General features: G+C 44.4%; 10 protein-coding genes. 9 read left to right on the top strand and 1 reads right to left on the bottom strand.

Annotated elements, in window-relative coordinates; all coding sequences use genetic code 11:
- The first annotated feature begins 103 nt into the window (after nucleotides 1-103).
- Nucleotides 104-1,783, top strand: coding sequence for a YifB family Mg chelatase-like AAA ATPase (locus NSS82_RS20465; RefSeq protein ID WP_076272337.1), 1,680 nt, complete (start codon nucleotides 104-106; stop codon nucleotides 1,781-1,783).
- Between the two features lie 370 nt (nucleotides 1,784-2,153).
- On the opposite strand, the gene NSS82_RS20460 is transcribed toward NSS82_RS20465, so the two are convergent.
- The gene (locus tag NSS82_RS20460) at nucleotides 2,154-2,582 is read right to left on the bottom strand and encodes an organic hydroperoxide resistance protein (protein WP_076100366.1); all 429 of its coding nucleotides are present in this window, start codon (nucleotides 2,580-2,582) and stop codon (nucleotides 2,154-2,156) included.
- 142 nt (nucleotides 2,583-2,724) lie between these two features.
- Here NSS82_RS20460 and NSS82_RS20455 point away from each other — a divergent pair, with 142 nt between their 5' ends.
- The 8 genes from NSS82_RS20455 to hslU all read left to right on the top strand — a co-directional run bounded on the left by NSS82_RS20455 (nucleotide 2,725) and on the right by hslU (nucleotide 12,583).
- Nucleotides 2,725-3,213, top strand: a complete 489-nt coding sequence (locus NSS82_RS20455) for a MarR family winged helix-turn-helix transcriptional regulator (protein ID WP_235219564.1) — start codon at nucleotides 2,725-2,727, stop codon at nucleotides 3,211-3,213.
- A gap of 352 nt (nucleotides 3,214-3,565) precedes the next feature.
- The gene (gene sucC / locus NSS82_RS20450) at nucleotides 3,566-4,726 is read left to right on the top strand and encodes an ADP-forming succinate--CoA ligase subunit beta (RefSeq protein ID WP_038571984.1); all 1,161 of its coding nucleotides are present in this window, start codon (nucleotides 3,566-3,568) and stop codon (nucleotides 4,724-4,726) included.
- Nucleotides 4,727-4,788: 62 nt separating this feature from the next.
- Nucleotides 4,789-5,718, top strand: coding sequence for a succinate--CoA ligase subunit alpha (gene sucD / locus NSS82_RS20445; protein ID WP_036688571.1), 930 nt, complete (start codon nucleotides 4,789-4,791; stop codon nucleotides 5,716-5,718).
- Between the two features lie 225 nt (nucleotides 5,719-5,943).
- The gene (gene dprA, locus NSS82_RS20440; protein ID WP_076272336.1) at nucleotides 5,944-7,062 is read left to right on the top strand and encodes a DNA-processing protein DprA; all 1,119 of its coding nucleotides are present in this window, start codon (nucleotides 5,944-5,946) and stop codon (nucleotides 7,060-7,062) included.
- A 36-nt stretch (nucleotides 7,063-7,098) separates the two neighbouring features.
- Entirely contained in the window at nucleotides 7,099-9,198 is a 2,100-nt protein-coding gene (topA, locus tag NSS82_RS20435) for a type I DNA topoisomerase (protein WP_076272335.1), read from the top strand.
- Nucleotides 9,199-9,206: 8 nt separating this feature from the next.
- Nucleotides 9,207-10,589 carry an FADH(2)-oxidizing methylenetetrahydrofolate--tRNA-(uracil(54)-C(5))-methyltransferase TrmFO gene (trmFO, locus tag NSS82_RS20430; protein WP_076100371.1) on the top strand — a complete coding sequence of 461 codons (1,383 nt, stop codon included), beginning with the start codon at nucleotides 9,207-9,209 and terminating at the stop codon, nucleotides 10,587-10,589.
- Nucleotides 10,590-10,606: 17 nt separating this feature from the next.
- A complete protein-coding gene (gene hslV / locus NSS82_RS20425) occupies nucleotides 10,607-11,149 on the top strand; it encodes an ATP-dependent protease subunit HslV (RefSeq protein ID WP_076272334.1) in 543 nt (180 codons plus the stop codon).
- A gap of 33 nt (nucleotides 11,150-11,182) precedes the next feature.
- A complete protein-coding gene (hslU, locus tag NSS82_RS20420) occupies nucleotides 11,183-12,583 on the top strand; it encodes an ATP-dependent protease ATPase subunit HslU (protein ID WP_038571978.1) in 1,401 nt (466 codons plus the stop codon).
- Nucleotides 12,584-12,839 lie beyond the last annotated feature (256 nt).

The raw sequence follows: 12,839 nt of genomic DNA, 5'->3' as shown, positions 1-12,839 counted from the left end.
ACTTAACAGCTAATATATATTTGGAAAATAAGGAAGCACCTTTTTTCTTGAAGCTATGACACCCCAAATTAGGGTGTATTTCAGGAGATGAGGTGTTTTTATTATGTATGGGAAAATGTTTAGCGCGTGTCTGTATGGGATTGAAGGGGTAATGATTGGTGTGGAAATCGATCTTGCAAATGGATTGCCGCAGACGAATATCATTGGCTTACCAGATTCAGCAATTCGCGAGGCTGTTGAACGAGTTAGGGCTGCCGTTAAAAATTGCGGTTACCGCTATCCACAGCAGCGTATTACGATCAATCTTGCCCCAGCTGACCTGCGTAAAGAAGGTTCCGCTTTTGATCTAGCGATTGCTTTAGGCATACTGATAACTAGTGGCCAGTTGATTATGCCTTCAGCTCAAGAGATGCTTTTAATTGGAGAGCTTGCGCTCGACGGCAGTCTGCGTCCGGTATCGGGTGTGCTGCCGATGGTTGAAGCAGCGCGTAAAAGCGGGTTTAAAGCCGTTCTGCTCCCGCAGGGCAATGCGGCAGAAGCTGCTTTAATCAGTGGCATGAATGTTTACACCCTCAACCATTTGCAAGCGTTAGTGAATGCTGCTGAACCTGTGGCCAGCTTTGGTCCGATTATAGATAAGCTAGTTCCTATAGAAGAATCTGAAGGATCACTACTTCCTTTTCCTGTATCCATGAGTATGGGGGCGGGGGCAAAAGAACAACCTCCGGTGCTTGTTCTTTCTGTAGAGCATCTCAAATATAACCCTATATATTCTGATTCTGAGGCTGCTTCTTCCGAAGCGAATGAAATAATGGATGATTACAGTGATGTGCTTGGACAGCAACATGTGAAAAGAGCACTAACTATCGCGGCTGCAGGGATGCATAATATTATGCTTATTGGTCCACCTGGCACAGGCAAAACGATGCTGATTAAACGCCTTCCCAGTATCCTTCCGCAATTGTCGGACAGTGAGGCGCTTGAGGTAACCAAAATTTTTAGTGCGGCTGGAAATTTGAAGGATGCACACAACGGTTTGCTGCGAAGTCGTCCATTTCGTTCTCCACACCACACGATATCTTCTGCCGGATTAATTGGAGGGGGCGGTATTCCCAAGCCAGGTGAGGTAAGTCTTGCACATCGAGGTATTCTGTTTCTGGATGAATTGCCAGAATTCTCCCGGAATGTACTTGAAGTGCTGCGACAGCCCCTCGAAGATGGGGTGGTTACTATAAGTCGTGCCCGAGCTTCCTTTACTTTTCCTGCCAAATTCATGCTCGCTGCATCGATGAATCCGTGCAGCTGCGGCTTTTTTGGAAGCGGTATCTTCCAGCAAAATTGTACCTGTAGTCCTGCCAGGATTGCCCAATATCGGGCAAAAATATCTGGTCCTTTATTGGATCGGATCGACTTACAGGTTGATGTTCCCCGCCCGAAGGAATGGGATCGGCAGGGGCATGTTTTATCGTCAGCAGATATGCGTGCGGAGGTGTTGGCTGCTCAGGCCATCCAAGCTAAACGTTACAAACGACTTGCGATTTCATGGAACAGTGAACTTTCTGGTGCTTCCCTTCGGAAATATGCGAGCCTAAACCGAGAGAGTGCTCAAATGCTGTATGACATTTTGGAGAATTTAGGTCTAAGCATGCGAGCGCATGATCGGATTATTAAGCTATCCCGTACCATAGCTGATCTAGAGGGTGCACAGGATATTTCTTCTGCACATCTCGCGGAAGCTGTGCAATACCGTAATCTGGATCGGCAGGTAATAGCGGAGGAATAAAGATAAAAGAGCAGCGATTCCCGTTATGGGAGAATCGCTGCTCTATATTATGGACCGTTAGTTACGAACACCGCCGAATCATCATTATCCTCTGATGTTTACGGAACGGACCTAGAGGACGTTATTTGCAAGTTTTTAGCCCTTGGAGCGTAGGTTCGGACTCTGGAGACGCTATTCCTTTGGAAGAAGGTTATATTGGGTGATTTTCATTCCAATAGCTTCCATGAAGTCCGATAGCATTCCAAATATGGGATTAAGTTGCGTTTAAGATCAACTGTGTCCGTTAGCTACTTCGAATGCGAAATGCCACGTATTCAAACGAAGGTTAGATCGTTTAGTGAATTTCACATACATTTTTCTCTATAATTTCTTACAGTACATTCAATTCTACTTCGATATTGCCACGAGTAGCACGGGAGTAAGGACATGCGCCATGGGCAGCTTCTACCAAAGATGTTGCGGTTTCTCTGTCAACGCCCTTAACCAGCACGTCAAGCTTAACCGCAATGCCGAACCCGCCATCTTCAACTTTACCAAAGCTAACAGTAGCCGTAACTTCGCTGCCTTCAATCTTCACTTTGCCAAGTCGAGCAACCATGTTTAGGGCACTGTCAAAACAAGCGGAGTAGCCAGCTGCGAATAATTGTTCAGGATTAGTACCTTCACCACCGGCGCCACCCATTTCGCGTGGTGTACTGATCGTAAGGTTGAGTTTAGGACTTTCTGATTCTATATAACCGTTTCTTCCCCCAACCGCTTTAACTGTTGTTTCATACATCTTTTGTTGAATTGTCATCATAATAAATCTCTCCTATTCATTAATTAGTTTGTGTACAATCTAATTTATCACAATTAATATAAAAGTCAAATTAATTTTTTGCTATTATTATGATGTGTGAGTGAATTATGATAAAATAAAGAGATAAGGCGGGTGAATAAATATGAAAATGAGTGAAGAAGATATGCAGAAAATGACTACAACCCCAGAGCTGCTGATCGAGAATCAGCTCTGTTTTACCATTTATGCTTGCTCGCGTGAGATTACAAAGCTGTACCAACCGTACTTGGATAAGATCGGTTTAACTTACTCCCAATACCTAGTAATGCTTGTGTTATGGGAACGGCAGCAATGTACAGTGAAAGAGATTGGTGAGGCGTTATTTTTGGATTCAGGAACGCTGACTCCGCTATTGAAACGCTTGCAAGCCGCAGGCCTGATTATACGTGAACGCTCGATGCAGGATGAGCGAAAAGTATTAATCTCACTAACGAAACAAGGCTGGGCACTCCAAAGTGATGCCGTGTGTATTCCCGGCAAAATGATGGAAGAAACGACACTGACAAATAATGAATCCATAGAGCTACTTGATCAGTTTAAAGACTTATTGAATCGTGTTCACGAAGCTAATATCCAAGATAGTAAAAAGTAAGCGCAGTAAGGAGTCAATGCGATCGTTCGCATTTCGGCATGAAATCAAGCGAAAAAATGTGTACAAATCATGAATATATTTAAGGTAAGCGTTTTAAAAACATGTTACACTATTCTGGGTTCCTTTGTATGGCATATAGGTAAATATAAGCTTAGTCTTATAGATTTACACAATGTCTCTTGCAGAAATAGTGCCATTCTTTTTACGAGTGGTAGATCAGTTTCTGCTGGTTCCGGAATAGTGCTGCATGTATAACATCAGCCTATCCCTAACCCCGCGGCAATCAAAACGGAAAGCGAGATGACGACAGGCTGCCTGTTTAGTCACCACGCTACTTTAGGAGGCTACCGCTATGAATATCCACGAGTATCAGGGAAAAGAAGTGCTTAAGAAGTACGGTGTAGCCGTACCGAATGGAAAAGTAGCTTATACAGTGGAGGAAGCGGTAGAAGCCGCAGAGTCACTGAGCACACCGGTTGTTGTAGTTAAAGCTCAGATTCACGCAGGTGGACGCGGTAAAGCTGGAGGAGTAAAGGTTGCTAAGAATATCGATGAGGTGCGTAGTTACGCAACTGAGATTCTTGGAAAGACTCTAGTAACTCACCAGACTGGACCGGAGGGTAAGGTAGTAAAAAGACTGCTCATTGAAGAGGGTTGTCAAATTGTTAAGGAGTATTACATTGGTATCGTAGTTGACAGAGGAACTGGCCGAGTGGTCATGATGGCTTCTGAAGAAGGCGGTACTGAGATTGAAGAAGTAGCTGCAACACATCCGGAGAAAATTTTTAAAGAGATCATTGATCCGGCAGTGGGTTTGCAGACTTTCCAGGCGCGCAAGCTGGCTTACAGCATCTCTATTCCCAATGAGCTGGTAGGCAAAACTGTGAAATTCATGCAAGCGCTATATTTAGCTTTCGTGGATAAAGATTGCTCTATTGCCGAAATTAACCCATTGGTAGTGACTGCGGATGGGAATGTGATGGCACTGGATGCCAAACTGAATTTTGATTCCAATGCCTTGTTCCGTCATAAGGATATTCTAGAGCTGCGGGATTTGGATGAAGAGGATTTAAAGGAAATCGAAGCCTCGAAGTATGACCTTAGCTATATTGCGCTTGATGGCAATATTGGGTGCATGGTAAACGGTGCAGGTCTCGCGATGGCGACTATGGATATTATTAAGTATTATGGGGGCGAACCCGCCAACTTCCTGGATGTAGGGGGCGGTGCAACGACCGAGAAGGTAACAGAAGCCTTTAAAATCATTTTATCGGATGAAAAGGTGAACGGGATTTTTGTTAATATTTTCGGCGGTATTATGCGCTGTGATGTTATCGCTAACGGTGTTGTAGAAGCGGCTAGTCAACTGGGTTTGACAAAACCGCTGGTTGTGCGTCTTGAGGGAACAAATGTTGGATTAGGCAAGCAGATTTTGGCTGGATCGGGACTTAATATTGTTGCTGCTGATTCTATGGCGGACGGTGCCCGTAAGATTGTGTCTCTTGTGCAATAATGGCCTGATTTAGGAAGCCAGTTATCGTATTTGACAATATAAGTAGGGATGTGACTTAAGGCATGAGCATTCTTGTAGATAAAAATACGAAAGTTATCACGCAGGGAATTACAGGATCAACGGGTTTGTTCCATACTAAAGGTGCGCTTGATTATGGAACACAGATGGTTGGAGGGGTAACACCGGGTAAAGGTGGAACATCTGTCAATATCACGCTTGAAAATGGCAGTGAGGTTAGCCTTCCGGTATTCGATACTGTTGTAGCTGCTAAGGCGGCTACAGGCGCAACCGCTAGTGTAATCTATGTACCGCCAGCATTCGCAGCAGACTCCATAATGGAAGCCGTGGACGCAGAACTCGACTTGGTGATTTGTATTACCGAAGGGATTCCAGTGCTTGATATGGTAAAGGTGTCCCGTTATATGGAGGGGCGCTCTACTGTATTGATCGGACCCAACTGTCCGGGAGTTATCACTCCTGGGGAATGCAAAATAGGAATTATGCCGGGTTATATTCATATGCCAGGGTATGTAGGTGTTGTCTCGCGCAGCGGAACTCTAACCTATGAGGCTGTTCATCAGCTGACCACGCGTGGAATCGGGCAATCTTCAGCTGTAGGTATTGGCGGAGACCCTGTTAAAGGCTCGGAGTTTATTGATATTCTGAAGCTTTTTAATGAGGATCCGGGTACAAAGGCAGTCATCATGATTGGTGAAATTGGCGGAACCGCAGAGGAAGAAGCAGCAGAGTGGATTCGTGAGCATATGACTAAGCCGGTTGTAGGGTTTATTGGCGGTGCTACTGCCCCTCCTGGCAAACGTATGGGGCATGCGGGTGCTATTATTTCCGGAGGCAAAGGAACAGCGAGTGAGAAAATTGCCGTACTTGAATCGTGCGGAATCAAGGTCGCTCCTACACCTGCCGAAATGGGCTCAACGCTTGTGAGTGTGCTTGAAGAACGCGGTATTCTTAGCGCATTTACAACGCATTAATTATTTTATATAATTGAAGGAATTCACTCTACGCGAGTGGGCTTCTTTCGTGTATAATTATTTCAGAGGTAAGCAACCTTTTGTTCCTATCCAAGGGATGAAAGGTTGCTTTTTTTGTTTTTTTAACATAGAAAAATATTGAATTAAAAGAAAATATTGCATTCGTCAAATTCATGTTACAAAATAGGGAAGGCTAACCCTTCCATTAAAGGAGAGTAAACTTATATGGAAGAAAAAGATCTGCTGTTTGGTTTTAATGAAGTGGAGGGGATTGGCTGGAAGAGTATCGACAAGATCCGCAGAGCCGGCTTAATGTCAGAACGAGCATTTTCCTGTAGTGCAAAAGATTGGGAAACGATCGGATTGAACAGAAAGCTGTCGAATTATCTTGCTTCCAAATATACGTTAGAGTGGATCGCCAAAAGGCGCTTATTAATGGAAGAATGTGCAGTGAAGATGGTAACTGTGTTTGATGCGGCTTATCCTGTTTTGTTGAAGGAGACGACACAGCCACCGTGGATCCTTTATTATCGAGGTCGATTGGAACTGTTATCAACTCCTAGTGTGGCGATGGTTGGCACTCGTGTGCCAACAGCATATGGACGAAAGGTAGGGGAGATTCTCGCGGAGGAGCTTAGTGCAGCAGGTCTAACGGTGGTTAGCGGACTTGCGAGGGGGATCGATAGCATTTGTCATGAAGCGGCGCTAAGAAGCGGTGGAGGGACGATAGCGGTAGTGGCAACAGGGTTGGACAAAGTCTATCCAACTGAGAATATTGAGCTGGAGCGGCGTATCTCTCAAAAAGGGCTTGTCATCACAGAGTATCCTCTTGGAACTAAAAGTCATCCTGGATTATTTCCACAGCGTAATCGGATCATAGCAGGTTTATCACGGGGGACAGTGGTCGTGGAGGCTGACAGTCGCAGTGGATCACTTATTACAGCCGATGCTGCCTTGGAAGCTGGAAGGGATGTCTTCGCAGTTCCCGGACCTATCACATCACCTAAGAGCAGAGGGGCGTTAGAGCTTATCAAACAGGGTGCAAAGCTGGTAACCAGTGGATTAGATATTATAGAAGAATATACTTCTTATTTGCCGGCAAACGTAATAAAAACAGGGAATAATAGCACTACCGAACAGACAGCAGACGACTTTATGATTGAAAAGAAATTGACAAATGAGGAGTCTCACCTATACCATATACTGCATCAAGGCCCTTTTATATTGGACGATCTGCTTGTAAGAACAGGATGGGATTTTGGACATTTGCATTCAGTTCTGTTATCTTTAATCATAAAAAAAGCGGTAACACAATTACCAGGAGCTATTTATAAGGTAATTTAATATAGAGGTGCGAGTGTTAACGAGGAGGAAGAGTCTATGGCAGATGCATTAGTTATTGTCGAGTCGCCTGCAAAAGCGAAGACAATTGGCAAATATCTAGGTAGTAAATATATTGTAAAGGCATCAATGGGACATATTAGAGATCTACCGAAGAGTCAAATTGGTGTTGAGGTGGAGAATAATTTCAGTCCCAAATATATTACTATCCGCGGTAAAGGATCTATATTGAAGGAATTGAAAGACGCTAGTAAAAAAGTTAAAAAAGTTTATCTCGCAGCTGACCCCGACCGCGAAGGGGAAGCAATTGCTTGGCATTTGGCGCATGCGCTGGATTTAGATAATACACAAGAATGCAGAGTTGTTTTTAATGAGATCACCAAACAAGCGGTAAAAGATGCTTTTAAGACACCGCGTAAGATTAATATGGATCTCGTGAATGCACAGCAGGCTAGACGTATTCTGGATCGACTGGTAGGGTACAAGATTAGCCCTCTATTATGGAAGAAAGTCAAAAAAGGTTTATCTGCTGGACGTGTACAATCCGTTGCCGTGAAGATCATTATGGATCGTGAGAATGAAATCTCCGCTTTTGTACCCACCGAATATTGGAGCATAACAGCGAAGCTTGGAATCCGGGATTCCGTCTTTGAAGCTAAGTTTCATAAGCTGAATGGTGTGAAAAAAGAACTGAACCAGGAAAGTGATGTTCAGGAGGTTCTTGAAGCCATTAAGAACGCATCTTTTAAGGTGAGTGATGTGAAGGAGAAGGAAAGACAACGTCATCCTTCGGCTCCTTTTACCACCAGCTCCCTACAACAGGAAGCAGCTCGTAAGCTTGGATTCCGTGCCGCTAAGACAATGTCTGTTGCACAGCAGCTATACGAAGGTGTGGAACTCGGTAAAGAAGGTACCGTAGGTTTGATCACTTATATGCGTACAGACTCCACGCGTCTCTCTGTCACCGCTCAGGATGAAGCTAAAGAGCTTATAACAGCTAAGTATGGTGAGAAGTTCTTGCCAGAATCCCCACGGCAGTATTCTAAAAAGGCAGCTGGAGCACAGGAAGCGCATGAAGCGATTCGTCCTACCTCGGCATTACGCGAACCTGAAATGGTCAAAGAGTTCTTGAGCCGTGATCAATTCCGTCTCTACAAGCTAGTGTGGGAGCGATTCGTATCAAGTCAGATGTCTTCTGCCCTGCTGGATACGCTTTCGGTCGATATTGCTGCAGGTACTGCTACATTCAGAGCTGTTGGTTCGAAGGTTTCATTCCCCGGGTTCATGAAGGTTTATGTAGAAGGCAACGATGACGGAACTACAGATGAAGACAAGTATTTGCCGCCGCTTCAAGCGGGAGATGCTTTAAATAAGCAGGAGATCGAGCCTAAGCAGCACTTTACACAACCGCCTCCACGATATACGGAAGCAAGACTTGTAAAGACGCTTGAGGAGCTGGGTATAGGCCGTCCAAGTACATATGCCCCAACGCTGGAAACCATCCAGAAGCGTGGGTATGTGGCTATTGAAGAGAAAAAATTCATGCCAACCGAACTTGGCGAGCTTGTTATAGAGCAGATGGAGCAATTTTTCCCGGAAATCCTAAACGTTGAGTTCACGGCGAACATGGAAGGGGATCTTGACCATGTGGAAGAGGGCTCAGAAGACTGGGTAAAGGTTCTTGCAGAGTTTTACGAATCGTTTGAGAAGCGTTTGGTGTTCGCGGAAGAAGAGATGAAAGAAATTGAGATTGAAGATGAAGTCTCTGATGAGATCTGTGAGAAATGCGGCAAACCTCTCGTGTATAAGCTGGGTCGCTTTGGAAAATTCCTAGCATGCTCTGGCTTTCCTGATTGCCGAAACACAAAACCGATTATCAAGGATATTGGCGTAACTTGTCCTAAATGTCATGAAGGTAAGGTTGTGGAGCGACGCAGTAAAAAAGGGCGTGTTTTCTATGGCTGCGATCAGTACCCTGGTTGTGATTTCGTTTCATGGGATAGACCTTCTATAAAACCATGTCCATCATGTGGATCTTGGATGATTGAGAAACGTAATAAGCAAGGAACCAAGCTACAATGTACGTCTTGTGATCATACAGAGGCGGTTCTAGACAACGAAGAAGAATTAGCAGATTAATAGTCTCTATGGGAGGAAAAAAGACAGTGTCAGATACAGCAAAAGTAACAGTAATTGGAGCGGGTCTCGCAGGAAGCGAAGCCGCTTGGCAAATAGCATCACTAGGAGTACCGGTAAGATTATATGAGATGAGACCCGTAGTAAAGACACCAGCCCATCACACGAATCAATTTGCTGAACTGGTATGCAGCAACTCCTTGCGTGCGAATGGATTAGGAAATGCTGTAGGTGTATTGAAGGAAGAAATGCGGCGTTTGAACTCTCTTGTATTAGGTGCTGCTGACCGACACGCGGTACCCGCAGGAGGAGCACTCGCCGTAGATCGTGACGGATTCTCAGGTGAGATCACCCATACTTTGCATAATCATCCGCTCGTTGAAGTCATAAATGAAGAACTTACGCATATACCGGAGGAAGGGATTGTTGTTATTGCAACGGGCCCTCTAACTTCACCGGCATTATCTGCTGAAATAAAAGGGCTGCTGGGTGAAGAGTATTTCTACTTCTATGATGCAGCAGCACCGATTGTTGAGAAAGACACCATTGATATGAACAAGGTGTATTTGGCTTCCCGTTATGATAAGGGAGAAGCGGCTTATCTGAACTGTCCGATGACAGAAGAGGAGTTCGACGTGTTTTATGATGCGTTGATTTCTGCTGAAACAGCAGCTCTCAAGGATTTTGAGAAAGAGATATACTTTGAAGGCTGTATGCCTATTGAAATCATGATGAAACGCGGTAAGCAAACAGCGTTATTTGGCCCAATGAAGCCAGTAGGACTTATCAATCCGCATACAGGTAAACTTCCTTACGCGGTTGTGCAACTCCGTCAGGATAACGCTGCAGGCACACTTTACAATCTTGTTGGTTTTCAGACCCATTTGAAATGGGGCGAGCAGAAGCGTGTATTCTCGCTGATCCCAGGTCTTGAGAATGCTGAATATGTTCGTTATGGTGTGATGCACAGAAATACATTTATTAATTCTCCTAAACTTCTGCACCCTACCTATCAGATGAAAGGCAAGGAAAGACTCTTTTTTGCTGGACAGATGACAGGTGTAGAAGGTTATGTTGAATCAGCTGCTTCCGGGCTCATAGCTGGCATTAATGCTGCACGGGCAGCACTCGGACAGGAAGGACTGATCTTCCCGCAGGATACTGTTCTAGGCAGCATGCCAGCTTATATTACTTCTGCCGATCCAGAGCATTTTCAGCCTATGAATGCCAATTTCGGTCTGTTGCCGAAGGTAGAGAAGAAGATCCGCAATAAGAAGGAAAAGAATGAAATGTTAGCTCATCGTGCTCTGGACAGTCTTGCCGAGTATGCCAACCGTACAGGACTCGCTTATTCGGAGCCGGAGGTTGTCGATAGCGAACAAAGCCCATCTTAAGGAGGTAACTTACAATCATGGTACCCAGCTTTCATGCGACTACAATTTGTGCTGTAAGACATAACGGACAGGCAGCTATAGCAGGTGATGGACAGGTTACATTCGGAGAGAGTGTTATTATGAAGACGACGGCCAGAAAAGTCCGTCGCCTGTACAGAGGACAAGTAATAGCAGGTTTTGCGGGGTCCGTTGCGGATGCTATTACCCTATTCGAAAAATTCGAGGGCAAGCTGGAGGAGCATCATGGGAACCTGCAGCGGGCTGCAGTTGAATTAGCGAAGGACTGGCGTCAAGATCGTATTCTTCGGAAGCTTGAAGCTTTGATGATTGTTATGGATAAGGAAGGAATGCTCCTGATCTCCGGAAATGGTGAAATTATCGAACCGGATGATGACGTTCTTGCGATTGGTTCCGGTGGTAATTTTGCGCTGGCTTCAGGTCGAGCACTCAAACGTCATGCACCCAATCTTTCCGCTTCGGATATTGCTAGAGAATCGCTTCAGGTAGCATCTGAAATTTGTGTGTACACTAATTCCAACATTATTGTTGAACAATTATAGACTCAGTGCCATAGAGACAAGGAGGAATTCACGATGGTGAATCAATCGCTTACACCCCGTCAAATTGTAGCCGAATTGGATAAATATATCGTAGGTCAGAAGCAAGCCAAAAAATCGGTAGCTGTTGCGCTCCGTAATCGGTATCGGCGCAGTCTGCTAGCAGAGGAACTGCGTGATGAAGTCGTCCCTAAGAACATCCTGATGATCGGACCTACAGGTGTGGGTAAGACAGAGATCGCCCGGCGTCTAGCAAAGCTTGTTAATGCACCGTTCATCAAAGTGGAGGCTACTAAATTCACTGAGGTCGGTTATGTAGGTCGAGATGTGGAATCTATGGTTCGTGATCTGGTAGAGACTTCTATTCGTATGGTCAAGCTTGAGCGTACGGAGAAGGTTAAGGATCGTGCGGAAGAACTGGCTAATGAGCGGATCGTTTCTATATTGGTCCCTTCCTCTTCCAAAAATAAATCACAAAAGAATCCTTTCGAGATGATTTTTGGAGGGAATTCTGCACAAGAGGACTCTAAAGAAGACACTGAGCAGGATGGAAGTTTAAGTGAACGCCGCCGTGGGGTTAGATTTAAGCTGTTAGCTGGTCAGCTGGAAGATGACATCATTGAAATTGATGTTGAGGATACAGCGCCAACTATGATGGATATGTTTGCAGGTCAAGGTAACGACCAAATGGGTATGAATATGCAAGAGATGTTCGGCAGTTTGCTGCCTAAGCGGACGAAGAAACGTAAGCTTCCTATTCGCGAAGCGCGCAAGGTACTCATTCAGGATGAGGCGGCTAAGCTGATTGATATGGATGATGTGATCCAGGAATCTGTGACTCGGGCTGAACAATCAGGCATTATTTTTATCGATGAAATCGATAAAGTAGCAAGTCAGGGAAAAGGGTCTGGACCGGATGTGTCGCGTGAAGGCGTGCAACGGGATATTTTGCCGATTGTAGAGGGTTCAACCATTATGACGAAATACGGTCCTGTGAAGACGGACTATGTACTCTTTATGGCTGCCGGAGCTTTCCATATTGCTAAGCCTTCAGATTTGATTCCAGAACTTCAAGGCCGTTTTCCGATTCGCGTAGAGCTGAGCAGTCTAACGTTAGAGGATTTCGTTTCTATTTTGACGGAACCAGAGAATGCTTTAACTAAACAATATGTGAATCTGCTTAAAACAGAAAATTTAGAAGTGGAATTCCAGAAGGATGCTATACATGAGATCGCCAAAATAGCGGCTTCAGTGAATCAAAATATGGAGAATATAGGTGCACGGCGTCTTCATACTATTTTGGAGAAGCTGTTAGAGGATCTTTCTTTTGAAGCACCTGAGCTGACTTTGGAGAAAATGGTTATTACCCCGGAGTATGTGCGCGAGAAATTGGCAAGTATAGCTCAGGATCGTGATTTAAGTCAGTATATTCTTTAAAGCGACAAAAAAACAAAAAATCTATGTATTTTGAATTTGGGCATAACGGATTAGATAAATTACAAATTGGTGTCGTGAAAACGTAAAAATATGTCAAAACATGCAATTAAAAAGAAAAAAATGAGTTGAAAATGTAAATAAATAGTAATAAAGTGCTAAAAGCCCTGTCTTTTCTAAAAAGATAGGGCTTATTTCTTATTGTAATAATATACAAATTAAATGAAAATCAATGTATGTGAAAATGCTAAGTGTTATT

The organism is Paenibacillus sp. FSL H7-0735 (assembly GCF_038008505.1).
GTDB lineage: Bacteria > Bacillota > Bacilli > Paenibacillales > Paenibacillaceae > Paenibacillus_AQ > Paenibacillus_AQ odorifer.
The sequence above is the reverse complement of the archived record's forward strand: the minus strand, read 5'-3'. Positions and strand labels throughout refer to the sequence as shown.

Coding starts and splice junctions, on each gene's coding strand:
- trmFO (WP_076100371.1), top strand. CDS start 9,207: ATGGGAGGAAAAAAGACAGTGTCAGATACAGCAAAAGTAACAGTAATT.
- NSS82_RS20460 (WP_076100366.1), bottom strand. CDS start 2,582: ATGATGACAATTCAACAAAAGATGTATGAAACAACAGTTAAAGCGGTT.
- dprA (WP_076272336.1), top strand. CDS start 5,944: ATGGAAGAAAAAGATCTGCTGTTTGGTTTTAATGAAGTGGAGGGGATT.
- topA (WP_076272335.1), top strand. CDS start 7,099: ATGGCAGATGCATTAGTTATTGTCGAGTCGCCTGCAAAAGCGAAGACA.
- hslU (WP_038571978.1), top strand. CDS start 11,183: ATGGTGAATCAATCGCTTACACCCCGTCAAATTGTAGCCGAATTGGAT.
- sucD (WP_036688571.1), top strand. CDS start 4,789: ATGAGCATTCTTGTAGATAAAAATACGAAAGTTATCACGCAGGGAATT.
- NSS82_RS20455 (WP_235219564.1), top strand. CDS start 2,725: ATGAAAATGAGTGAAGAAGATATGCAGAAAATGACTACAACCCCAGAG.
- sucC (WP_038571984.1), top strand. CDS start 3,566: ATGAATATCCACGAGTATCAGGGAAAAGAAGTGCTTAAGAAGTACGGT.
- hslV (WP_076272334.1), top strand. CDS start 10,607: ATGGTACCCAGCTTTCATGCGACTACAATTTGTGCTGTAAGACATAAC.
- NSS82_RS20465 (WP_076272337.1), top strand. CDS start 104: ATGTATGGGAAAATGTTTAGCGCGTGTCTGTATGGGATTGAAGGGGTA.